Annotated in this window: 26 protein-coding genes and 1 pseudogene; 19 read left to right on the top strand and 8 right to left on the bottom strand. The window is 60.0% G+C overall.

Translation table 11 applies throughout. The annotated features are described in order from the left end of the window. A partial coding sequence (locus tag QZ638_RS12865; protein WP_295810998.1) for a TrbI/VirB10 family protein occupies positions 1–584 on the top strand: 584 nt, incomplete at its 5' end. 2 nt (positions 585–586) lie between these two features. Further along, positions 587–808: a DUF2274 domain-containing protein gene (locus tag QZ638_RS12860; protein ID WP_295810994.1), complete on the top strand. Its 222-nt coding sequence runs from the start codon at positions 587–589 to the stop codon at positions 806–808. 34 nt (positions 809–842) lie between these two features. Here QZ638_RS12860 and QZ638_RS12855 read toward each other — a convergent pair. Both QZ638_RS12855 and QZ638_RS12850 read right to left on the bottom strand, forming a co-directional pair. Then, a pseudogene (locus QZ638_RS12855) lies at positions 843–1,227 on the bottom strand (IS481 family transposase); the annotation flags it as partial. A 78-nt stretch (positions 1,228–1,305) separates the two neighbouring features. Further along, on the bottom strand, positions 1,306–2,514 hold the full coding sequence (locus tag QZ638_RS12850; protein ID WP_295810991.1) for a CynX/NimT family MFS transporter: 1,209 nt from the start codon (positions 2,512–2,514) through the stop codon (positions 1,306–1,308). Between the two features lie 124 nt (positions 2,515–2,638). Between QZ638_RS12850 and QZ638_RS12845 the strand changes: the two genes are divergently transcribed. From QZ638_RS12845 to QZ638_RS12790, 12 genes are all read left to right on the top strand, one after another. Then, complete coding sequence (locus QZ638_RS12845) at positions 2,639–3,115, top strand: Rrf2 family transcriptional regulator (RefSeq protein WP_295810988.1); 477 nt, start codon at positions 2,639–2,641, stop codon at positions 3,113–3,115. 7 nt (positions 3,116–3,122) lie between these two features. Further along, positions 3,123–3,356, top strand: a complete 234-nt coding sequence (locus tag QZ638_RS12840) for a recombinase family protein (RefSeq protein ID WP_295810986.1) — start codon at positions 3,123–3,125, stop codon at positions 3,354–3,356. A gap of 60 nt (positions 3,357–3,416) precedes the next feature. Beyond that, entirely contained in the window at positions 3,417–3,863 is a 447-nt protein-coding gene (locus QZ638_RS12835) for a recombinase family protein (RefSeq protein ID WP_295810982.1), read from the top strand. A 26-nt stretch (positions 3,864–3,889) separates the two neighbouring features. Beyond that, positions 3,890–4,222 (top strand): hypothetical protein, encoded by a 333-nt coding sequence (locus tag QZ638_RS12830; protein WP_295810979.1) that lies wholly within the window; start codon positions 3,890–3,892, stop codon positions 4,220–4,222. 465 nt (positions 4,223–4,687) lie between these two features. Next, positions 4,688–5,281 carry a restriction endonuclease subunit S gene (locus QZ638_RS12825; RefSeq protein ID WP_295810977.1) on the top strand — a complete coding sequence of 198 codons (594 nt, stop codon included), beginning with the start codon at positions 4,688–4,690 and terminating at the stop codon, positions 5,279–5,281. Then, complete coding sequence (locus QZ638_RS12820; protein WP_295810975.1) at positions 5,278–6,795, top strand: type I restriction-modification system subunit M; 1,518 nt, start codon at positions 5,278–5,280, stop codon at positions 6,793–6,795. Before QZ638_RS12825 ends, QZ638_RS12820 begins: the two co-directional genes overlap by 4 nt. Then, positions 6,788–8,026: a restriction endonuclease subunit S gene (locus tag QZ638_RS12815; protein ID WP_295810972.1), complete on the top strand. Its 1,239-nt coding sequence runs from the start codon at positions 6,788–6,790 to the stop codon at positions 8,024–8,026. The genes QZ638_RS12820 and QZ638_RS12815 overlap by 8 nt, the downstream gene beginning before the upstream one ends. Then, entirely contained in the window at positions 8,027–9,439 is a 1,413-nt protein-coding gene (locus QZ638_RS12810; RefSeq protein WP_295810968.1) for a Shedu immune nuclease family protein, read from the top strand. Then, positions 9,436–10,137: a DUF3800 domain-containing protein gene (locus QZ638_RS12805; protein ID WP_295810966.1), complete on the top strand. Its 702-nt coding sequence runs from the start codon at positions 9,436–9,438 to the stop codon at positions 10,135–10,137. The genes QZ638_RS12810 and QZ638_RS12805 overlap by 4 nt, the downstream gene beginning before the upstream one ends. Beyond that, positions 10,137–10,589, top strand: coding sequence for a hypothetical protein (locus QZ638_RS12800; protein WP_295810963.1), 453 nt, complete (start codon positions 10,137–10,139; stop codon positions 10,587–10,589). The genes QZ638_RS12805 and QZ638_RS12800 overlap by 1 nt, the downstream gene beginning before the upstream one ends. Before the next feature lie 177 nt (positions 10,590–10,766). Further along, a complete protein-coding gene (locus QZ638_RS12795; protein WP_295810960.1) occupies positions 10,767–13,982 on the top strand; it encodes an HsdR family type I site-specific deoxyribonuclease in 3,216 nt (1,071 codons plus the stop codon). Further along, positions 13,979–14,695: a SprT family zinc-dependent metalloprotease gene (locus QZ638_RS12790; protein ID WP_295810958.1), complete on the top strand. Its 717-nt coding sequence runs from the start codon at positions 13,979–13,981 to the stop codon at positions 14,693–14,695. Before QZ638_RS12795 ends, QZ638_RS12790 begins: the two co-directional genes overlap by 4 nt. Positions 14,696–14,995: 300 nt before the next feature. On the opposite strand, the gene QZ638_RS12785 is transcribed toward QZ638_RS12790, so the two are convergent. After that, positions 14,996–15,781 carry a hypothetical protein gene (locus QZ638_RS12785; RefSeq protein WP_295810955.1) on the bottom strand — a complete coding sequence of 262 codons (786 nt, stop codon included), beginning with the start codon at positions 15,779–15,781 and terminating at the stop codon, positions 14,996–14,998. On the opposite strand from QZ638_RS12785, the gene QZ638_RS12780 reads away from it, so the two are divergent. The 4 genes from QZ638_RS12780 to QZ638_RS12765 all read left to right on the top strand — a co-directional run bounded on the left by QZ638_RS12780 (position 15,771) and on the right by QZ638_RS12765 (position 17,243). Then, complete coding sequence (locus QZ638_RS12780; RefSeq protein WP_295810952.1) at positions 15,771–16,181, top strand: hypothetical protein; 411 nt, start codon at positions 15,771–15,773, stop codon at positions 16,179–16,181. The two genes, QZ638_RS12785 and QZ638_RS12780, sit on opposite strands and share 11 nt — an antisense overlap. 139 nt (positions 16,182–16,320) lie before the next feature. Further along, the gene (locus tag QZ638_RS12775; protein WP_295810948.1) at positions 16,321–16,725 is read left to right on the top strand and encodes a hypothetical protein; all 405 of its coding nucleotides are present in this window, start codon (positions 16,321–16,323) and stop codon (positions 16,723–16,725) included. Between the two features lie 20 nt (positions 16,726–16,745). Then, a complete protein-coding gene (locus tag QZ638_RS12770; RefSeq protein WP_295810945.1) occupies positions 16,746–16,988 on the top strand; it encodes a hypothetical protein in 243 nt (80 codons plus the stop codon). A 21-nt stretch (positions 16,989–17,009) separates the two neighbouring features. Continuing rightward, complete coding sequence (locus tag QZ638_RS12765) at positions 17,010–17,243, top strand: hypothetical protein (RefSeq protein ID WP_295810942.1); 234 nt, start codon at positions 17,010–17,012, stop codon at positions 17,241–17,243. 71 nt (positions 17,244–17,314) lie between these two features. On the opposite strand, the gene QZ638_RS12760 is transcribed toward QZ638_RS12765, so the two are convergent. From QZ638_RS12760 to QZ638_RS12750, 3 genes are all read right to left on the bottom strand, one after another. Then, the gene (locus QZ638_RS12760; RefSeq protein WP_295810939.1) at positions 17,315–17,863 is read right to left on the bottom strand and encodes a hypothetical protein; all 549 of its coding nucleotides are present in this window, start codon (positions 17,861–17,863) and stop codon (positions 17,315–17,317) included. Positions 17,864–18,005: 142 nt separating this feature from the next. Continuing rightward, positions 18,006–18,377: a hypothetical protein gene (locus QZ638_RS12755; protein ID WP_295810936.1), complete on the bottom strand. Its 372-nt coding sequence runs from the start codon at positions 18,375–18,377 to the stop codon at positions 18,006–18,008. Between the two features lie 978 nt (positions 18,378–19,355). After that, positions 19,356–20,174, bottom strand: a complete 819-nt coding sequence (locus QZ638_RS12750) for a tetratricopeptide repeat protein (protein WP_295810934.1) — start codon at positions 20,172–20,174, stop codon at positions 19,356–19,358. 81 nt (positions 20,175–20,255) lie between these two features. Between QZ638_RS12750 and QZ638_RS12745 the strand changes: the two genes are divergently transcribed. Beyond that, a complete protein-coding gene (locus tag QZ638_RS12745; RefSeq protein ID WP_295810932.1) occupies positions 20,256–21,299 on the top strand; it encodes an EscU/YscU/HrcU family type III secretion system export apparatus switch protein in 1,044 nt (347 codons plus the stop codon). A 25-nt stretch (positions 21,300–21,324) separates the two neighbouring features. Here QZ638_RS12745 and QZ638_RS12740 read toward each other — a convergent pair whose 3' ends face one another. Together QZ638_RS12740 and QZ638_RS12735 are read right to left on the bottom strand one after the other, a co-directional pair. Continuing rightward, on the bottom strand, positions 21,325–21,666 hold the full coding sequence (locus QZ638_RS12740; protein WP_295810929.1) for a hypothetical protein: 342 nt from the start codon (positions 21,664–21,666) through the stop codon (positions 21,325–21,327). A 115-nt stretch (positions 21,667–21,781) separates the two neighbouring features. Next, on the bottom strand, positions 21,782–23,113 hold the full coding sequence (locus tag QZ638_RS12735; RefSeq protein WP_295810927.1) for a type II and III secretion system protein family protein: 1,332 nt from the start codon (positions 23,111–23,113) through the stop codon (positions 21,782–21,784). Between the last annotated feature and the right edge of the window lie 174 nt (positions 23,114–23,287).

Genomic DNA, 23,287 nt, shown 5'->3' with positions numbered 1-23,287 from the left:
CGGATCGCCTTACGCGGCCGGCATCGCCCTATATTCTTCAGGCGGGTTCCGTGATCCCGGCGGCGCTCATCACCGGCATCCGCTCCGATCTGCCCGGCCTGATCACTGCGCAGGTGACGGAGAACGTCTATGATAGCCCGACCGGCAGCCTGCTCCTGATCCCGCAGGGCACGCGCATCATTGGCCAATACGATGACGGCGTGACATTTGGTCAGCGCCGTGTGCTGCTGGTCTGGAATCGGCTTATCCTGCCGGGTGGCCGTTCCATCGTCCTCGAGCGCCTGCCGGGCGCGGACGCCAGCGGCTATGCCGGTCTTAAGGATGGCGTCAATTATCACTGGTGGGATCTGATGAAGGCCGCCGGTTTGTCCACACTGCTTGCGGTCGGAACCGAACTCGCTACCGATGACGAGGACCGGCTGATTCGCGCCCTCCGCGACGGGACGCAGGACACAATCAACGAGGCCGGCCAACAGATCGTCCAGCGCCAATTGCAGGTCGCGCCCACGCTGACCATCCGGCCCGGCTTCCCGGTCAGGATCATCGTCACGCGCGATTTGGTATTCGAGCCCGCAGGAGGTTGACCATGGTAAAGCTGAAACTCGGGCCGTTGCCCGACGACAAGCCCGTGAAGGTCACGGTGGAGCTGCCAGCTCCGCTCCACCACGATCTTGTCGCCTATAGTGAAGTTCTGGCCCGCGAGACTGGGCAGCCCGTCACCGATCCGGTGAATCTGATCGTGCCGATGCTGAAACGCTTCATCGCCACCGATCGCGGGTTTGCCAAGGCGCGGAGAGCCGCGAGCTAGCTGGGTTCAGAAATTCCCAGGTATCGAAGTCGTCGATCGGGCAACTCCTGAACGTCTTCCTGGTCGATTTGTCTCCTTCGATCTCCGGGAGCGGCTGATTCCCTGACGATGCAGACAGCGAAGCATTGAAGATCGTGACAGGTCCGGGTTCGTCGGCTGAAGCGCGTAGAGGCGATCATCGAACGGCAGCAACGGTGCTTGCGGGAGGCAACGACGATCGCTTCCTCCTCGGGTGAGAGCACTGTCGAATGCGGGGCATTCGGTCCCCTTGGAGGGTTGGCCACTGAGGTTCGCTTCTTCCGTTTGGCGGCTGCCGTCCGATTGATCCCATAGCGATTCGACAGTGCTCTCAGGCCCTCTTCACTATTGTATATTGTTCGACGGATTGCCTCTGTCGTCGTGGCACTCCCATCCAGAATCTATCCCATAGCGCTTCCTCCCATCTTGGAGAAAACACTGCACCATCAATGGTCGGAAAAGAATATCTGACCCTCGAATCACAGCCGCCGAATGGGGCCTAACATCAACACAGTCACCACGCCGAGTAACGCGAACCCGAGTTGGAAGGTCCCTTGGGCGTCACGCAGCGCCCCTATGACGAGAGGTGCGACACCGGCACAGGCGTATCCAATGAGAAAAGCCATCCCGCTGAGTTGGCTGGCATGGTCGGGGTCGCGGCTCTCGGCTGCAGGAAGGCTCAACGCCAAAGGAAACAATCCGCCATGACCGACGCCGATCAGGATCAACCACACCCATGTTCCGGTGTCTGGAACAAACGCGAATCCGAAGAACCCAATGGCCACCATTAGTGCCGTGATCATGAGGCCGGTGCGACGTTGATGGCGGCTGTTGCCGAGCAGGGCAGGAACGCCGAGCATAGCCACTACCTGGATGATGAGCATTGCGGTTAGCAACATGTCGGCACGTGTGGCGCTGAGTCCCGCGTCGTTCTGCAGCAAAGGGGCTATCCATGCCAATTCGCAATAGTACAAAGCCGAATTCCCAGCCGAGATAGCCGTGATGTTCCACGCGGCGGCGGAGCGCCAAGGTAGCCCACGCGTCACCGGGCCGCCCGGACCGTCCCTATGAGCCAAGTTTAGCGGCCGAGACGAGCCAACCCAGAGTACGATCCCAACCCCTGCCAGGACGGCCCAGGATGCAAGCGCGAGCGGCCACGATTTGAGCCAATCGGACAGGGGCACGCTCGCTCCCGCCGCTACGACAGCACCCAGGCCCAAGCCTGCAGTGTAGATTCCGGTAACCAAGGTGGCGCGGTTTGCAAAACGGGTTTTGATCACGGCAGGCAGTAGGGTCTGCGCAATGCCGATGCCTGCGCCGACCACAGCGATGCTGATCGTCTGCAACCATGTGATTTGGCCACCCGCGCGGGCGAGGGAACCAATCCCGATCATCACGAGTCCCAGCAGCACACTGGCGTGCAGATTTAGTCGACGCGCCACTGAGGCGGCTACCGGTGCGAATAGTGCCATAGCCACGACCGGGATGCTCGTGAGCAACGCCGCACCAGTTGCCGAGAGCCCCAAGTCGGAGCGAATCATCTCGATCAGCGGCGAGACTGCGGCAATCGCTGGCCGCAGATTCAATGCCACTACGAACAGGGCCACCAATGCCAGCCCTGTAGCGGCGCGTTCGGAGGGCGACGAGGTGCCTACGTCGCGCTCGTCCGTGTCAGTCAATCCAGTCATAAATTCCACCCATATTTTGAACTCGGATATTTTATATCCGCATTGGTTTTAACTCGGATGTGACGTGTCCGCAATGATGTTATATGGAGTTGTATGAAGCATGAGATGGTCGGGAGACGTGGACATGAGATTGTCGCAGGGAGTGGAGTGGGCATTGCATTGCTGTGTTTCGTTGACCCAAGCCGCTGAACCGGTACCGGCGGCGCGGCTGGCCGAACTACACGGTGTGCCTACGGCCTACCTAGCCAAGCAGCTACAGGCACTCTCGCGTGCTGGCGTAATCCACTCCATCCCCGGTCAGATGGGTGGTTACGTCCTCACGCAACCCCCAAGCGCCATCACTGCGCTGCAGATAGTGGTCGCAATCGAGGGCGACGTGCCGGTGTTCCAATGCACTGAGATTCGCCAGAACGGGCCACTCGGCGTGGACCCGGCCAAGTGCTCCAAACGCTGCGCGATCGCTCGCGCGATGGCTACCGCCGAGCATGCTTGGCGGGAAGCGCTCGCCGAAATCTCGATCGCGGATCTAGTCGCCGGTATCGACGCCGACAGCTCCAATACAGCTATCGACGGTCTGCGCCGATGGCTGGCGACGGGCTAAAGCCCCGGTGGACCGCCCTGGCCTGCAGCGGCTGCTGGAGGACATCGAGGACGGCCTGGTCGATGTGGTCGTGGTCTACAAGATCGACCGCCTCGGCCGCTCGCTTGCTGATTTCGCCAATCTGGTCGAGGTGTTCGACCGGAACGGTGTGACCTTCGTTTCGGTCACGCAGTCCTTCAATACGACGACCTCGATGGGGGCGGCTGACGCTGAAATTCCTGCTGTCCTTCGCGCAGTTTGAGCGCGAGGTGACGGCCGAGCGCATCCGCGACAAGGTCGCGGCCAGCCGCCGGAAAGGCATGTGGATGGGTGGGTGCCGCCTTACGGCTACCGGGTCGAGAACCGGAAGCTGGTCATCGACGACGGGAGTGCCGAGCATGTGCGCTGGATCTTCGCCCGCTTCCTCGAGATCGGCACGGGGACGGAATTGGTGCGGGAGGTCGCGAAACGCGGCATCCGCACCCCGCGCGGCAACCGGATCGACAAGAACTACTTGTACCGTATGCTAAACAACCGCGCCTATATCGGCGAGGCGGTCCACAAGGGCGACAGCTATCTCGGCGAGCACGAGGGCATCATCGACCGCGAGATATGGGACCGCGTCCACGGCATCCTTCAGGAGAGCCCCCCGGAAGCGAGCTGCCCGCACACGCGCCAACACGCCCACGCTGCTGAAGGGGCTGCTGTTCAGGCTCGATGGCGCGCGGCGTTCTCGCCGCCCCACACTCGCAAAGGCGGGCGGCTCTAGACCGTGTTGAAGCATGGCGCAGGGTCATGTCCGGTGGGCCGCGTCCCGGCGGGGAGATTGAGGCCGCCGTCACTGACCAGCTATGCGCCGTGTTCCGCCAGCCCGAGATCATGGTGGGCACGTTCAGAGCGGCCCGGGCGCAGGACGACGAAATCACTGAGGCCGACGCCCGCGCAGCGCTTCTGCAGCTCGACTCGCTTTGGGACGAATTGTTCCCCGCCGAGCAAGCGCGCATCGTGATGCTGTTGGTCGAGCGCGTCGACATCGGCACGGACAGCCTGAACGTCCGGCTACGCGTGGACGGCCTTCGCGGCCTCACGCGCGAGATGCCGGTCGGCGATATCGAGGCCGCAACATGACACGCGGCGCACCGATCCCCGACACCTTGACACTCCACGTCCCATTTCGCGTCGTGAAGCGCAGCAGGCGTAAGGAAATGCATTTGCCGGAAGGCGTCGCGCACTCACGGCGGACCGACAACTCGCTGGTCAAGGCGCTGGCCCGGGCGTTCCGGTGGAAGCGGGATGCTCGAATCCGGGGAGTTCGCCACCATTGCCGAATTGGCCGAATGCGAGGGGATTGCGCCCTCCTACAGACCCGGGTCCTGCGCCTGACGCTGCTTTCGCCCGACATCGTCGAGGCGATCCTGTACAGGAAGTAGGGGCCGGAGGTGGCGCCAGGGCAACTGCTGGAGCCGTTCCCGCTCACATGGCAGCATCAGTTCCCACATTTTTCTCTGTAGGAGAATAACTGCATCTTTGAAGGTTGACTCGAGAGGTGGGTGCGTCTAAACTTCTGTAAATCGACTTACAGAGGTTTCCTTCATGCGGCTCGCGGAGCTATCAGACATTCACTCCGGTTACACGGCGCGCGGCAGGCTCGATCCGCTGCCGGAGGGTGGAGTGCCGGCGCTGCAGCTGCGTGACGTCGGAACGGACGGCGAAGAGCCGGGCCCGGACTTCCAGAGGTACGATCTGGGCAAACTGTCCGACCGATACTTCGTCAGCGGCGGCGAAGTCGTCTTTCGCTCGCGTGGCGAGCCGAACGCTGCAGCGGCCATTCCCGATCCGCTGCCGGAGCCCGTCGTGGTCATCGTCCCGTTGGTGATCGTTCGCCCCGACAGGGACCGAGTTCTCCCCGAATACTTGGCATGGGCCATCAACCAGCCCGACGCGCAGCGCAGGCTCGGTGCGGAGGCACAGGGCACAAGCCTTAGGATGATCCCGATGGCGGCCCTCGAAGACCTCGAGATCGCCGTGCCCGACCTGCCGACGCAGAGACGCATCGTCGAACTCGATGTCCTCGCCCGGCAGGAAGGGCAACTGCTCCGGCAACTCGCCGCTCGCAGGGAAACACTAGTAAGCGCCATTCTCGGGGATGCCGCGAAGGCCGCCGACCAGAAGGAAACTGCCCGATGACCGACCAGATCACCCAGCAGCAGATCAACCAGACCGCATGGGCGGCCTGCGACACCTTCCGGGGCGCCGTCGATGCCGGCCAGTACAAGGACTACATCCTCGTGATGTTGTTCCTGAAGTACATTTCGGACCTCTGGAACGACCACCTCGAGACTTACCGCAAGCAGTATGGCGACGATGAGGCCCGCATTCGCCGGCGTCTTGAGCGCGAGCGTTTCATCCTGCCCGAGGGTGCCAGCTTCTACGACCTCTACGCCCAGCGGAACGAGGCCAACATCGGCGAGCTGATCAACATCGCGCTTGAGAAGATCGAGGACGCGAACCGGGCCAAGCTCGAGGGCGTCTTCCGCAACATCGACTTCAACTCCGAGGCCAATCTCGGTCGCCCGAAGGATCGCAACCGCCGCCTGAAAAACCTCCTCGAGGACTTCGCCAAGCCCGCGCTCGACCTGCGCCCGTCGCGGGTGACCGAAGACATCATCGGCGAGTGCTACATCTACCTGATCTCGCGCTTCGCCTCGGACGCTGGGAAAAAGGCGGGCGAATTCTACACGCCCACGGCTGTCTCGCGTCTGCTGGCCAAGCTGGCCGAGCCCCGGCCAGGCAACACGATCTGCGACCCCGCCTGCGGCTCCGGCTCGCTGCTGATCCAGGCCTCGCAGGAAGTCGGCTCCGAGAACTTCGCCCTCTACGGCCAGGAGGTGAACGGGGCGACCTGGGCGCTGGCACGGATGAACATGTTCCTGCATGCCAAGGACGCCGCCCGCATCGAGTGGTGTGACACGCTCAACAGCCCCGCACTGGTCGAGGGCGACCACCTGATGCGGTTCGACGTAGTGCTCGCCAATCCGCCGTTCTCGCTCGACAAGTGGGGCGCGGAGGACGCGGACAGCGACCAGTACAAGCGGTTCTGGCGCGGGGTGCCGCCCAAGTCCAAGGGCGACTACGCCTTCATCACCCACATGATCGAGATTGCCAAGCGGCAGTCCGGCCGCGTCGCGGTGATCGTGCCCCATGGTGTGCTGTTTCGGGGCGGGGCCGAGGGGCGCATCCGCCAGCAACTGATCGAGGAAAACCTGCTCGACGCCGTCGTCGGGCTGCCGGCGAACCTGTTCACCACCACGGGGATTCCGGTAGCCATCCTGATCTTCGACCGCTCGCGCGAGGAAGGCGGCGCGAACGCTAACCGGCGCGACGTGCTGTTCATCGACGCCAGCAAGGAATTCAAGCCGGGCAAGACCCAGAACGTGATGGACGACGCGCATGTGGCGAAGGTGCTGGAGACCTACGCCACCCGTGCCGAGGTCGAGCGGTATTCGCACCGGGCCAGCCCCGAGGAGATCGCCGAGAACGGCTTCAACCTCAACATCCCTCGCTACGTCGACACTTTCGAGCCCGAGGAAGAGATCGACGTCGCCGCCGTGCAGAAGGACATCCTGCGGATCGAGGCTGAGCTGGCGGAGGTGCGGGCGAAGATGGCCGGGTATCTGAAGGAGCTCGGCGTTGATGCGTGAGGATTGGGCCGAGTGCCGGATAGACGAATTGGGCAACGGGCACCGCCCTGTTTTGAAGGCCGGCCCTTTCGGCTCCGCCGTCACGAAGGCGACCTACGAAGCCTCGGGCTACAAGGTCTACGGTCAACAGGAAGTTGTCGCGAAAGACCTCAACGCGGAAGCCTACTTTGTGTCTGAGGCCACGTTTCGTCGACACAAGAGCTGCGCGGTTGAGCCCGGTGATATTCTCATGACTATGATGGGAACCATTGGTCGCGTGTATCGCGTGCCTCAAGGAGCGCCGAAAGGCATCATCAATCCGCGGCTTGTCAGAATTGCGTTCGACAAGTCGCGCGTCTTACCGAAGTTCGCCGAAGCTGCTCTGGAGCAGCGTCCGCTGCAACGCTTGCTAGATCGCCGGAGCCACGGCGGAACAATGCAAGGGCTGAACCTCGACGCGCTCGCGTCGATCCGGCTCTCCATTCCCCCGCTGTCCGAACAGCGCAAGATCGCCGAGATCCTGCGGACGTGGGACGAGGCGCTCGAAAAGCTCACTGCCCTCCGCGCGGCGAAGCAGGAGCGGTTCACGGGCCTCACGCAGCAAATCATGGGGCGCGGCGGGATCTTCGCCCAGCGATGGCCGCTCAAGGCTCTGTCGGCTGTTTCAACCCAGGTTCGGCGTAAAAGTGCGGGCGACAATCATCCCGTCATGACGATCTCGGCAAAGTCGGGCTTCCTAATGCAGTCCGACAAGTTCGCCCGCGACATGGCGGGCCAGAGCGTCGAACGCTACACGCTGCTGCACGAGGGCGAGTTCGCCTACAACAAGGGCAATTCCAAGACCGCTCCCTACGGCTGCGTCTTCCGCCTTGAACGCCCCACGGCGCTCGTGCCCTTTGTCTACTACTGCTTCGCGCTGAAGCCGGGTCTCGATCCCGAGTTCTACGAGCATCTCTTCGCCGCCGGCGCGCTGAACCACCAGCTCTCGCGTCTGATCAACTCGGGCGTCCGCAATGACGGGCTACTCAACCTTTACTCAGACGACTTCTACAGCTGCCGGGTGCCGGTCCCGCCAATCGAAGAGCAACGACAGATCGCGCGGGCCCTGACGGCCGCAAAGCAGGAACGGGAGCTTCTCGATGATGAGATCGCTGCCCTGACCCGTCAGAAGCTCGGCCTTATGCAGAAGCTGCTGACGGGCGAGTGGCGCGTGGCGGCCGCCGACAAAGGTTCCACGGAGGCCGCAGAATAGATGGCCTACTACATCCCTCCGCCTGACCCGAAAGGGGAAATCCAGATCGAGGAGCTGCATCCGCGATGCATCGAGGTGTGGTTCATACCGGAAGATGATCGGCTCCGCGCCGCGGGCATCGATCCGAAGGATCGCGAGAAGCATCGTGTGCAGCTTCTCCTCATCTCGGCGCAGGATCACTTCATCTCGATCTATCCGGTGAACACGCTTCCGACCAACCCGAGCTTCCTCGAGCAGAAGTACAACCAGGTTCGCGAAATTACCCTAGATGAAACGGACATTTGGGACTTGAAGCTCGACGGCGAGCTGCCGAAAACACGGGACGAAATCCTCGAGGTCCTGCACGATTTTCCATCGGGCTTTACCAAGGACCCCGACTACGGGCTCGGATTGGCGAAGGAATATCGCTTCATCGTCGATGCCGTGGAAGTGTTGTCGTCCTGCACTTCGATCGTCATCACACCCAAGGAAAAGTCGCACGCCGACGAGGTCGCCGGCTTCTTCTACATTTCGAGCGCTGACTTCGACGAGATGCGCCGCAAGATCAATTCCATCGCGACCGCCAGCCAATCGGCCGGGCGCTCGGTCAAGGACACGACAACCCATAACTATCTGGCTGAGAAAATTGGCAAGCCGCTAGTGGAAGTTACTGCGGGGCGGTCACCGGTACGCCGCATGATCACCGCGAAGGCAACGGGTGAGGAAGTCTTGCCGGAAGACGCGCAGGACGCCGTTATTCACGCCCTGACGAAGACAGCCAAGTCCCTCGGTTCGGAGCAGACAGAACGGCTTGCACGATTGCAGAGCGACATCGAACTCGTGACCCTCGACGCCCTCATCGAGCGATTCGAGGAGATGCTTGGAAAGAAGCTGGATGAGGCCAAATGGCAGGAGTTTTTCAATGCCAACCCGTTCATTCTGAACATGGCGTTCGGATACCCAGTCATCAAAGTCCGCGATCAGGCATCGGTCGGCGGACGGAAGCTGTCTGGGGATGGCGAAAAGATCACCGACTTCCTCGTCAAGAACAGCCTAACCAACAACACCGCCGTTTTCGAGATCAAGACACCGCAGACGCCAGTGTTGAACAAGCGGCCGTTCCGTGAGGGAGTCTACACCCCTTCGGCCGACCTCTCAGGGTCGATCAACCAAGCACTCGACCAGAAGTATCAGTTCCAAAAGCAAGTCGCCCAGATCAAGGAAAACACTCGGCTCTATGACATCGAGTCCTATGCGGTCCACTGCTGTCTCGTTGTAGGAAAGACACCCGAGGGAGAGGACCAGCAGAAATCATTCGAGCTGTTCCGCAGAAACTCCAAGGACGTCGAGCTCGTCACGTTCGACGAGCTCCTTGAGAAGCTGAAACAGCTGGGCGCTTTCCTTCGCACAGCTGATCGGGAGGACGCGCGATGAAGTTCGAAGTCTACTGCGATGAAACACTGCCCGATCTGTTCACATCAGATCATCCGAGTGCGGAATTTCTGATGATCGGCAGTCTTTGGTTGCCTGCAGATCTCCGTGAGGAGGTGAAGGACAGGATTGCGGTGCTGCGTCAGCAGCACGGCGTCCATGGTGAAATGAAGTGGCGCAAGGTATCTCCGTCGAAGGTCGGTTTCTACACGGATCTCATCGACCTCTTCATGAGCTTCGGTCTCGACCTTCGGTTCCGATGCATTGCGGTCGAACACCAGGCGATGAACATCGAACTGCACAATGGTGATGCCGAATTGGGCTTCTACAAGTTCTACTACCAGGTGCTGCACCACTGGATCCTCGATCAGAACGAATACACCATCTTCTGCGACCTGAAGCGAAACCGCGACCGGACGCGCCTCGCCACGCTTAAGCGTGTGCTGAAGAACGCAAACCGAACCTCGATTATTCAGGAGGTTCAGTCGTTGCCGTCCCCCGAGGTGGTGCTGCTCCAGCTCTGTGATGTGCTGCTCGGCGCAGCCTCCGCCCGGATGAACGACCGGAAGGACCTTGGTGCGGCCAAGGAAAGCGTGATCGCTCATCTAGAACGGCGATTGAACCGCACTCGGCTGCAGCCGACACCAAAGTCCGAGGAGAAGCTCAACATTTTCCGTATCCGGCTCGGGGGCGGTTGGTAATGCCTCCACTGTTGAAACTAGCCGACCAAGCGGCCTATCGCACCCATTTCGAGCGGACCCTATGCCAGGGCGGTATCGTCACGCATGATGGCATTCCGGTGTTTTTTCGCAAAAGCGAATTCGACCATGCTTTTTTCGAGAGCTCTGACCGTCGGGGTGCGAACGACGTGTTCTCGCTGGACAGGGCAATGCGCATGGACTGGATACCAGCAGCCCTCGCAGATCCGAATGCCGACTGTTTTCAAGGTTGGAACAGCAAGAAGCGGTGTCACGATTCAACCCGCCGGGTGGCTGTAGTCATCGATGATTTTGTGATTGTCATTGGCATCTGGCAAAGGCGGGATCGCAGCCTGAGGGCGAATTTCATCACTTGTTATCAAGCAGATAAAAGCATTTGGAAAATCCGCCAATCCCCGCGCTGGACCCTGCAGGAGTGCCTGAATGCTCTGTGATAAGGAAATTGGGACGCTGATTTGCTACGCTGGCTCAGCGTCCGAAGCCTCGATAGGTTCACGGCCGGTAGGCAGTGAACTCAAGTCAGATATGGTCATTGTATGGCTCAAAAGTCAAGGCCCCCTTAACAGACCTCACTGGGCAAACCGACCACGACTCGTCCGTGGAGGATGCTCATGACGTTCAATGCCGCTGAAAAACACCAGTCCCAGGTCCCGGCGCTTCAACTGCTGGTCGCGCTCGGGTTCACTCCGCTTTCGCAGGAGGAAGCCCTGCGCCTTCGGGGCGGGCGCCTTCGGAACGTCGTACTTGATGACGTACTCGCTGAGCAGCTGATGCGCATCAACCGCTTCACGCATCGGGGCCGTGAGTATGCCTTCGACCTCGAGGACGCGCATGAGGCGATGCGGCGGCTTAAGCCCACGCCCGACCGGTTGAAGGGCCTCCGCGGCACGAACCAGGATATCTACGACGCGCTCGTTCTCGGCACGACGATTACAAAGTCCATCGACGGCGATTCAAAGAGCTACTCGTTCCGCTACGTCGATTGGGATACGCCAGAGAACAACGTCTTCCATGTCACCGCCGAGTTCTCCGTCGAGAGGACCGCGTCGAGCCAGACGAAGCGCTGCGACATCGTCGCCTTCGTCAACGGCATCCCGATCCTGGTGATCGAGAACAAGCGGCCGACCGAAAGCCTGAAGAAGGCGGACAGCCAGCTGATCGGCTACCAGAACGAAGACAGCATCTCGCAACTCTTCCACTTCGCCCAGCTGCTAATTAGCATGAACCGGAACGAGGCGCGCTACGCAACGGTCGGGACGCCGCGGAAGTTCTGGCAGACCTGGCGCGACGAGGAGGACAGGGCCGAAGCCATCGCGCCCTTCGCCAACCGCGCCCTCGCCGCGGCGGAGAAGGACGCCATCTTCTCCGGCGATTTCTCGGGCGCGCGCGTCTATTTCGACGCGATGGCCGCCGAGGCAGAGCGCGCGGTCACGGTGCAGGATCGAACGGTGTACGCGCTGTGCCGTCCCGAGCGGTTGCTCGATCTCATCCGCCGCTTCACCGTGTTCGATGGTGGCGTCCGCAAGGTGGCGCGCCACCAGCAGTTCTTCGGGATCCGCCGCGCCGTGGAGACGGTCAAGCAGCACGATGCCGGCGGCGCCCGCAAGGGCGGCGTGATCTGGCACACGCAGGGCTCGGGCAAGTCGTTGACGATGGTGATGTTGGGACGCTCGCTTGCCTTGGAGCGCAGCATCGAGAACCCGCGGATCATCATCGTCACGGACCGCGACGATCTCGACAAGCAGATCAAGGACACCTTCAAGTCCTGTGACCTCGAACCGGTTCGGGCGACGAGCGGGGCTCACCTTCTGGAGCTCGTCCAAAATAAGGCTCCGCTGGTCACCACGATCATCAACAAGTTCGACACGGCGGTGAAGAACAGCAAGCTGGCGGACGAAGATCCGAACATTTTCGTGCTGGTGGACGAGAGCCACAGGACTCAGACGGGGCGCTACGGCGGCCACAGCCAATTCGCCGCCAAGATGCGCCGCCTCCTTCCAAAGGCCTGCTACCTCGGCTTCACCGGCACGCCCCTGCTGAAGAAGGAGAAGAACACGCTGGCGACCTTCGGGCGATTCATCCACCGCTATGCTATCGACGAGGCGGTCGCCGACGGTGCCGTCGTGCCGCTGCTCTACGAGGGACGGCTCGTTGAGCAGCAGGTCTCGGGCGCCGTTGTCGACCGTTGGTTCGACAAGATCAGCGAGGGGCTGACCGAGAACCAGAAGCGTGATCTAAAGCGGAAGTTCTCCCGGATGGACGCCCTGGCCAAGACCGATCAGGCCATCCGAGCCAAGGCGTTCGACATCTCCGAGCACTTTCGCCAGCACTGGCAGGGGACTGGGTTCAAGGCGCAGCTCATCGCCCCGTCGAAAGCGGCGGCCGTCCGCTTCAAGGAGGTCCTCGACGAGATCGGCCACGTGTCGAGCGCGATCGTCATCTCGCCGCCGGACGAGAACGAGGGCAACGAGGAGGTCGACCAGGAATCCAAGGACTTCGTGCGGAAATTTTGGTCGACAATGATGGCGCGGTACAAGACCGAGGAAGAGTACAACCGCCAGGTCATCGACGCATTCAAAGGGTCCGGCGACCCGGAGATCCTGATCGTCGTCTCCAAGCTGCTCACCGGCTTCGACGCGCCCCGTAACACGGTCCTTTACGTCTGCAAGTCCTTGAAGGAACATAACCTCCTGCAGGCGATTGCGCGCGTAAACCGTCTCTACGAGGACGGTGGCACGGAGAAGCAGTTCGGCTTCATCATCGACTACGAAGGGTTGCTAGGCGAGCTCGACAGCGCCCTGACGACCTTTAGCGCATTCGAGGGGTACGAGGCGGCGGACCTCGCCGAGACGGTGCATGACGTCCGCGAGGAGATCCGCAAGCTGCCCCAGCTGCACGATCAGCTCTGGGACATGTTCAAGCCGGTCAGGAACAAGAAGGACATGGAGCAGTTCGAGCAGCACCTTGCCGACGAGTCGCTTCGCCATGAGTTCTACGCGCGCCTCAAGGCTTTCAGCCGGTGCCTGCACATATCGCTCTCGTCGGACAAGCTGTTCGATGTCTTCGACGAGGCCAAGGTCGACGCCCTGAAGCGGGACTGGAAGCAGTTCTCCGAGCTCAAGCGGTCGGTCCAGCTCCGCTACCAGGAGACGGTCGATGTCCGCGAGTTCGAACCGAAGATCCAGAAGCTGCTCGATGACCATGTTGTGGCGATGCCTGCCGAGACCATCATCGAGGTGGTGAACATCAACTATCCTGATGCGCTGAAGGCGGTCGTCGAGGAGACGGGCGTATCCGAAGCCTCGAGGGCGGACCGCATCGCCAGCGCCACCCGGCGGGCAATCACCGAGAAGATGGATGAGGACCCGACGTTCTACAAACAGTTCTCCGAGCTGCTCGAAGAGACCATTCGCGCCTATCGCGAGAAGCGGCTCTCCGAGCGCGAGTACCTGAACAGCGTCGTGGACCTCGCGAGCAAGGTGGCACGCAAGGATCGGGGCCGGGATGTTCCCGAAAGCATCCGGGGCGATGAGGATGCACAGGCGTTCTTTGGCGTCCTGGAAGGTCAGCTCAAGATCAAGGGCGATGAGCCGGTGGCCGGCGACGAAGCAGCATCCATCGCCCTGGAGATCATCGACATCATCAAGTCCCACCTGATCGTTGACATCTGGTCGAACGAAGTGGCCCAGAACAATTTGCGCAACGCCGTTGATGACTACTTCTTCGACGTTCTGCGTGACGAGAGGGGCGTCGACCTGCCCTTGGAGGTGCTCGACGATCTCGAACTTAAGATCATAAATCTTGCTCGGGCCCGGTTCGCGGCATGACGCGGGAGTTGCACTGCCTGCAGTACGGCGAGCAGGAGATCCGGTACGAGATCGTCCGCCGTCCGAGGAAGACGCTAGAGATCGCCGTCGAGCCGGATGCTTCGGTGGTGATCGCGGCCCCGGAGGACGCGACGCTCGACTCCATAGAAGCCAAGCTGCGGAAGCGCGCGGCATGGGTGACGCGGCAGCAGCGGTACTTCGCCCAGTTCCTTCCAAGAACACCGGAGCGCAGGTTTGTCGCCGGTGAGACCCATCTCTACCTCGGGCGCCAGTATCGGCTGAAGGTCGTCCCGCATGTCCAGGAAAGCGTGAAGCTGATCCGCGGCTTCATCGTCGTGCAGACGCATCGGCCGACCCGGTCGGAGGTGACTCGCGAACTTGTCGAGGCATGGTATCGAGACCGGGCCCACATCAAGTTTCCGGAGCGTATCGAGCTCTGTCTCGGTCTCTTCCCGGATCCTGAGGCATTCCGACCGAAGGGTCTCATCGTACGCCAGACACGGCAGCGATGGGGGTCCATGTCGCCCGCAGGACGCTTGCTGCTGAACCGCCGTCTCGTGCAGGCGCCAGTCGACGCCATCGACTACGTGATCACCCACGAGCTCTGCCATGTGGCCGAGCCACATCACGGCGCCACATTCTTCGATCTACTCGACAAGGTGATGCCCGATTGGGAGCGGCGGAAGCAGAGGTTGGAGCGGGCCATGGCCTGAGAACTTCCGAACCCGGTCGCGGCAGACGCAACGCGACTCTAATCCAAGCAATTCCAGCGGCTTGAATTTCCTCAGTAGCCACATGGACTTACAAGGAATTCACCAAACTGGCGCAGCCATGAGGTCTGGAGAATATCGACCCTAGAGACCGCTTCCGAGCCTCCTGGTGCCTTAGCCAGTGCTCAGCCTCTCCCGCATGAAATGCACACCTTGCGGCCATTGGTTCCCGGCATGAAATAACGGCCGCAATCGCACTGGTGAAACGCCTTCATAGCGTTCGGCAGCGCTATTCATTCCAGTTCACTGCGAAACGGTGAAGACTGTCAGGCCATAGCTGACTTCTTGCCCAGGCGCGCTTACGCTTATTCGGTAGGTCCCCTGGCCGACAAAGCCGTGAAACTCCCCTGCCGCAGTCGCTGACGCCGTGGTGCTTCCCAGGAGAGTGCCGCTATCGACAGCGTGCAGTGCAATTGAGACGGTTGCGTCGGATGGCATTAGGGAAATGTCAAGTTGCGCCGGCTGCACGGTAGTAATCAGATATTGCCGCTCTTCTTCGTCCGCCCCGATCCAGTCATTGACGATGGCCGGGTCGCCATCGATCGCATCGAGATCGATAATGACGGGATCTTCCGGCTTTTTGCTTCGGGAAGCTTTGACCGTCAACATATAAACTCTGGCTGCCCCGGACTGGCGGACAACGACAATAGCGTATCGGCCGGATCGCAAAGTCAGCCGTTTTGTGTCGGACGAACCGCCGGCCTTTCCCAGGCTGGCAACCACGTAATCTCCTGGTGCGGCTATTTGCTCATCCGTACTCAGATGCCAAAGCACCATCGACACGTCGCCGCCCGCCGTCTCCAATCGGACATCGAGTTTGGTCCAGTCTTCAAGAGTAAAGATGTGGGACTCGGCAAATTCAGGATCGCTCAGTTGCCCCTGAATCTGTATTGTACCGCCAATAGCAATATCTAAATTGTTCGGAAGATTTTGAGCCTGAATTTCGTGGGCTCTTGCGGGCAGCACCAACAAGGCCAGCGCGAACAGCGCGAATGGATTTACCCAGAAACCGGGTGATATGGGCGGCAACGTCGTTTCTCTCTATCCCCGATGCGTTCGAGCAATCCTGAATAACCGGCTTATAAACATGCGAAAACCCGCTTTCCTGCTACCGATGCTTGTCATCACAAGCGGTGGAGCACAGGCTGAAGTTCTCGACAAGATCGGCGGGCCGTTCGTCCATTGGCATCTTACCTTGATTTCCCTCGCAGCGGCAGTGCTGCTGGCCTGGTGGCGTCCCTGGCTGGCATTGCTCGTCTATCCGTTTTCGCTGCTGTTAGCCTCGGGCACGCTGGATTTGCTGTATGGTGAATTGAGCCCTCACATTTTGCGAGAGGGCGGCATGCCGTTTCTCATCAGTGCATACGCATCAGTGCTGGTGGATATGGGCGGCCCTGTCATTGCCTTTGCACTGTTCCGGCGACGGTAGCGGGTCTACAGACGGACCCGGGATGTCTTGCTGCAGCGCTTACAGTCTGATTCCCCGGCGCGATGCCGGTCGAGCTGCTCTTTCAATTTCAACGAACAGGTAAACCTAAGGACACCGAAAGCCCATGCGAAAACCAAGATTGACCGCAATAATCGTGGCTGCCCTCCTTGCACCCGTCGCGGTCGCAGCGCAACCCGCGCCGCTCGGACCCGATGAGGTAACACGCGAGAACGGCGATGCGGCGATCCGCTGCGCGATGCTGAGCCAGATCGCAAAGAATGCCGCCTTCTTCACAGATGTGCCCAACGGGCAGGTATTGGTCGCGCGCCTCAACGACCGGATGCTGGAAATCGCACGCCATGCCGCGCCTGAAGCGACCAACGAAGAAATGCTGGTACGGATGAAGGCAGCGTTTGCGGATTACGACAAGCTGACCGTTGACGGTGCCACGTTGAAAAAGGGAGAGATGATGAAGGCGGATTTCCAGATTTGCCTCGAACGTGCAGGCGAATTGTTCGGCAAGGATCTTTTGCCCGACGGATAGCAAACCTGGCAATACAGTCCATGATCCTGAACATCATGCGCGCGCTTTTGAGCGGCTGGATGTTGCCCCCCTGCATGCCGCTGATGATGGCCGGCTATCTGCTGGTCGGCATCGTGGCCATGGCCGCCGACGATTCCGAGCGAGACCCAACCCCCGCCGAAATGAGGGTGATCCTCTTTGGTTTCCTTCCAACGATCTGGTTTGCCGCCATTCTGGCGCAGCTGGCAGGGCGCGTTTGGCGGTGTTCCGCTGATACCAAATGAATGCACTGGTGAGGAAGTCAATTGAGCAAGGCAGCATGCATCGGCGCAGTGATCGGCGGGTTGATCGGCCTGCTCTCCCTGCTGTTCGACAGCGCATTTACGCTTTCCGCTGACAATGCAGGGCAACTGGGAGAAACGTCCGGCTTTGTGATCGGCAGGGTGGCCGTCAGCGCGCTTCTGGGCGCGGCACTCTTCTGGATTGCTGGCGTGCTCGCCCAGGTAATTCGCAGGCTCGCAGCCCGAAGCCGTCAATGAAACGTGCAACGGCGCTGCGCGGGCATCATTCGACACGCGGCGAAGGGACATTTCCCATCAGGTCACACCGCCTATTCCGGCACCTTGACCAGTCGAAGCTGGTAGTACGTATCCTCGTTCGGCGGCTCGAAGGTCAGGTAGTAGGTGAAGAGATCGTCCTCGAACGCATAGACGTCCACGGGCCATGCCTCATAGTTCGGTCCCTCGAAGCCTAGGGTTGACTGGTCCACTTTCGTCATGCCAGAGGCGCCAATCTTCCAGGAAAAATACAGGCGTTGCAGCGGCATCGTGTCGAAGCGGTTGCGGTGAGCGATGGCGCATTCATACCCTCCGTCGTCTCGCGACTGACCCTTCGACAATAACGACCCGGAAGCATTGCTGTCCCATCCAGCCGCCGCTCCTGTGCCAGGCACCAGCCCGAGTTCCTGCACGGCGTCCTCACGGCCCACGCCGCGCGGCTCCAGTTTGTGGACCAGGGTCTCGATGCAGATTTTCTGGAAAGCACCCATCGCCTTTCCCATGGACACGCTGTCGGGCACCCTGCCGCTATACCAGACAAATCCTCCCATCAGCCCGAAACAAACGAGCGCAAGGGCTGCGGACCTCTTGAACCATGTCATTCGATGATGTGGCCTTTCCTGCCCGCGCATAAATTCCGCGCTGTTTGCTTCGCCACTGCCGGCAACGGTCCCCGAGTTCTCGGCAGTCAGCAAGAACGAGCGCCTCGGCGCCACCGCGAGGTGGAAGGTTGAAAGGACCGGACTATGCTTTCGCGCGCTTCTTTCCACGAACGATTGGAGCACATGCAGCCCCGATCGCCCCGATACCGCCGCCAATCAAAGCATAGCTGATCAAATCGCAGAAAATGCTCCCGCGATTGGCAGTGCCAACCGATTGGGCGGCTTCTTCGGCACCCATATGGTTCGCTCTTGCGTCCATCATGGCGACCACGCCGGGTTCGCCGCACCTGGAAAGAAGCAGATTTCTTGTCTCTGCGCTGTTCGCGTAGAGGTTCTGAACGGTTTCCTGACACCGCTGCCTGTCCGCCGCGATGACGCCGGACCCCGCAAACTGCATATAGAAACCTGCAGCCAAAAGGGCCAAGCCGAGAACAACGAAAATCATGAGGCGCACAATGCCGCTCCTGGACGATTCAATGAAGCGTCACAAAGCAACGCGGGTTGCCGGCGTCAACCCACCGTAAAAAAGAAGACGGCTTTCTAGCGCCGTGTCCCGGCGAATCTGTCAGATACTTCAAAGTTGCATCGGGATCCGCGCAAAGAGATTGCAGCTGCTCGGCAATTTCGCGAGCTTCGATCAAGCGGAGGGACTATTTGAACCTTTGATTTACCGCTCCACCCGCTTGAGTGAACGGATCCGTTCCGTCTCGCGAATTCCTCGACAAGGAGGGAGCTGAGCATCCGCGGCTCCGCGCGGTAAAGCGAGCAAAGGTCGTCTGTATTGGGCAATCCCATATCTCCTGTGTTGCAGCAGATTTCTTGCATAGGAAATCAGCTTTCGACATCCAGCGTCAAATCGTACCGGGCATTCCGGAAACCTCATCGTTGTTGCGAAGCCCGACACTTTCAGGCGTTTCGGTCAGATGGGCGAACGACCGAAATGGCGCGCGAGGCAGTCGTCTCCTGCGCGGAAAGCGAAGAACAGTGTCCGCTACAGACATTGGTCGTTTTCGCCGTACATGGGCGATGCCAAGCCTCACACTGGGACTACGAGCGAGTGTCGGTCTCGTATGTTGCGAGCCCCCGCAACCAACATCAACAACAAAAACCCCGCCAGGCCAACCGACCAGCGGGGTTTTGTGTTGATTGTACTAGAATGAGTTGGCGGCTTTTTTGATTTCTGGCGTTGGGGCTGTCGGAATCATATCGGAACCGCTGTGCAGCCGTTGCGCGCATCGCTGCGGTTTGCGCGACCGAAGAAACGCTTCCAGCAAAAAATGCTATCATCCGTAAAACCCGCTAGCCATGTTCGCTTCATCCTACCCCGCACCATCAATGCGGGCGCAGACAATGAAGATAAGAGCTCAGGCCGACTCTTATGCACTCTTATCGAATGCACTCTCTGTCAATCGGCAGATCAGGATACAGTGGATTATACCTCGATCGATCCAAGCGCTTTGGCACGAGCCTGCACTGAAGATTGCGCGCGTATGGTGCGGGCTTGGGATAGCAGCGTGTTGATCTTTTCGGTGGCTAGCCCGGTAAGCCCGAGTGCACGCGCCTGACTGTCCCGATCCAGCAACCCATAAATGAGTATGGTGTTGCGCTTATGCTGAAGATTGGCGCCGGGATTGGACATGACATTCTGGACGATCGGCAGCGCCTGGGAGGCATCGTCAGCAAGTGCTGCAGCGAGCGCCATGTTGATCTGGATGTCGAGATCTTCGGGAGCGAGTGCGCGCGCACGAGCGAAAGTGCTCATTGCCGGCTGTATCTGGCCTGCAAAGGTTTGCGCGACGCCGAGACGATTGTACGCTTTGCTGGTGTTGACAGTCTGAGCACCCTCGGAAAGCGTTCGGATACCAGCTTCCGTATCGCCCTGATCGATCATCGCCCAGCCCAATCCAACGAGCGCCGGACCATATTTTGGCGAGCGAGAAAGGGCGGCGCGGAAGGCTTTCATTGCCTCGTCCGGATAACCCGAACGCATGTAGACATCTCCCAGACCAACAAATGTGCTGGCCGGAGCATCGGGTAGTGCAGCGGCTTGCTCGTAAAGCGTGATAGCGGTTTCCCATTCGCCGCGCTGCTCGAGATCCGCCGCGAGGCTCATGAGCCGGGACGACTGGCTCGTCGGTTTGGTGGTCGGCTTCGCGCCTGGAGTTTCGCTTTCGCCTTGCGTTGTAGCGCAACCAGCGAGCGCGAGCGCACCCATCACAAGCAGCCCGGCCATGCGTCGACGCATGCTCATCTCCCTCTCCTCGCGCAGCTTGACAGCCCCTCCCCGAACATGCCCACTTCGCGTATCATGAGCGGACCATAGGCGAAACCCATGACGCAGGAAAGTGAAGAAAAACAACTTCCTCCAACCGAGAAGAAACTCAGAGAGGCGCGGCGAAAGGGACAAGTGCCGCAAAGCCGAGATCTGTCGTCAGGCCTGTCTATTTTCGCAGCCCTCACCTATATTTTCTTTGCATGGCCTACCATGTCCGACAGGCTTGTCGAGTTGATGGATTCGATCGCCAGTCGGCACTATGACGATTTCACCGAGGCAAGTGCATTTGCTGTGCATCAGGCGCTGATGACGGTGTTCCAGATAATCACGCCGCTGGCGGCGATCACGGCTATAACGGTGATTGTCTTCGGCATCTTTGCGACCGGCGGCCCGGTCTTCTCATTCGAACCTCTCAAACCACGGTTTGAGAAGATCAGCCCGGCCCAAGGCTTCAAACGGCTGTTTTCGCTCCGCAACCTGGTCGAATTCGGGAAAAACTTGCTTAAGGTCGTATTTCTCAGCGGCCTTTTGACCATAATTCTGCTGAACTGGCTGCAGCCGCTATTCGAGGTCCCAGGGTGCGGCTCATCCTGTCTGGCGGGAACGGCAATGAGCATTCTCATTCCGCTTGGAACGGCGGCGGCCCTTGCCTTCGTGGTTATCGGCTTCTTCGACATCCCGGTTCAGAATTGGCTATTTCGGCGCGACATGCGCATGACGCGCACGGAGTACAAGCGCGAACGCAAAGACATCGAAGGCGATCCCCAAATACGCCAGGAGTTACGGCGTCAGCGCCGCGACGCCGTTACGAGACCAGTCAAGCGGGGGTTGGAGAACGCTTCTCTTGTCGTTTACCACGGGGATCGCTCCGTAGCCCTGAGGTATGTCGCCGGAGAGACACCGGTTCCGGTCATTGTTGCCAAGGACGAGGGATCTGTTGCTGCAGCATTGCTTTCGCAGGCACGCAGCCGTGGATACTCCGTGGTCGAAGATGCGGCACTTATCGACGCGCTATATCCGAATGCGCGAGTCGGAGATGATCTGCGTGAAGATTATTTCCCGTTGATCGCGCGGCATCTCGTTCGTTTCGGGCTTGTTTGAGAGCGTCACAAGACCCCAGTGCCGTTCAACGCGACTGTGCGTCCGTTATGGCCTCGCGTTCATGAGCGCCGCCAAGAGCATCGCCTTCTCCATAGATATAGCGGCGGGCGGCCCGGGCTGAGGGTGCCGCTGGCGCGTCACCAAGCTCGCGGCCCTCAATGAGATCGCGCTTCTGCTCTGCCATAAGCTGCAAATTATAGGCATTGGCACAGCCAGGGGGCAGATGGGGTCCCAGTTGTGGAACGACCGTTAGCCGGGTCTCGGCAGGTTCTGGCGACTGATCTGCCGGCAAACCGAGACAGGCCTCCGGCACGAGAACCGATTGGCTGACGCCCTTGCCACTGCTCGTATATTTGTTTGAAGGCATATAGCCGAAATTCGGAGATACGTCCCTCGGGGCGTTCGTACAACCGGACACGGCCAAAAGTGACATCACCGCGGCAGCGCGAAAGTGACGTGTTCTAGGCATCAGTATTCTCCCGTTACTTTACGATCATGCCGACGCCGGATGCGCTTTTCTTGCGCGGTTTTGGCGCTGGTCTGTCCATGGGCGTTGCCAGTTTGTCGTGGCTGACGGGCTTGACCAGATAAGGCGTAATCAGGATGACGAGCTCAGTTTCCTCCCGCTGATAGCGTTGGGACTGGAAGAGCGGACCAAGAATAGGCACGTCGCCGAGCACCGGGAATTTCTGAAGGTTACGCGTCAGTCTTTGCTGGAACAGCCCGGCTATGGCGAAGGTCTGGCCACTCGCGACTTCCACCGTCGTATCTGCGCGACGCACCACGAAACTGGGCAGGGTCAGACCTTCGACGGAAACGCTTCCGCTGTCGGACAGGGAGCTAACCTCCGGCTGGACATTGAGCGCAATCCGATTCTCCCCCAGAAGCGTCGGCGTGAACCCGAGCGAGACGCCAAACGATTTGTAACTGACAGTTACGGAATCATTGCCCTGCGGCATGGGAACCGGCACTTCACCGCCAGCCAGAAAACTTGCCGTCTGGCCGCTGACGGCGGTGAGGTTCGGCTCCGCGAGTATCTTAACGATACCATTGCGTTGTAACGCCTCCAGGAAAACCTCAATGTTTACATCATGCGCGCCTATGCTAAAGCCGAGATTGGGTTCCGCGACACCCCCTTGTTTGAACATCCCGAAGTTGAAGCCACCGTCGCTGATCGTGGTGTTCCAGTCGAGGCCGTAGGAAAGCAGTTCCGAACGGGAGACTTCCGCGAAGCGAACCCGAATGTTGACTTGCTGGGATCCTTCGATCCTGGTGTTGTTCAGCGGCGGATGATCCGGTGGCGAATATGTACGCGCCACGCTGTCGACATCGACAGCCTCATCCATATCGCGCACCCTCCCGGTAACGACAATCCGATCGCCGAAGAATGTCAGATCGGTCATTGATGTCGATTGCAGCCGGTCGCGGGCTTCCATCGCCGAACTGTTGTCTACGCCGACGCGAAACTCCATCGAGGCTTCGATCCGCTGGTCGGCGGTCACCGCGATGAGATTGGTCACACCGGGCTTCAATCCGAAAACGTAGACAAGATCAGAAGAGACGATCTGTAGATCGGCTATCGTTGTATCGGCGATAAGCACGGACTCCACCGGTTGATCAAAACGCAGAACCTTGCCCTGGCCCACGTGCATATCGACCTGCTGAACGCCACTTTGCTGCGCGCCCGCTGGAGTGCTTAGCCCATCCAGCGCCATGAAGAGGGCGATCAGTGCAATCACAAGCCAGTTTATCTTCTGTTGTCGGTTAAGGCCGACCCTGCCGTAGGCGCATGGCTCGGTGGCAGAAAAGCTCATTCTGATGTTCCCCTCTCAAGCGTGTAGCGGTGCTGCCCGATCCTGCGCGAAGCTCCGTATGTATCGGACATGATCAAGACTGGGCAGCACCGAGCGATTTCGGTTGCTCATGTGCCTCCAGTTGCCGTTGCAGGTTGGTTATGGTGGCCAGCGGCTGAACGTTGAGTTCAGGCG

Source organism: uncultured Nitratireductor sp. (assembly GCF_913053745.1).
Classification (GTDB): Bacteria; Pseudomonadota; Alphaproteobacteria; order Rhizobiales; family Rhizobiaceae; genus Nitratireductor.
The sequence above is the reverse complement of the archived record's forward strand: the minus strand, read 5'-3'. Positions and strand labels throughout refer to the sequence as shown.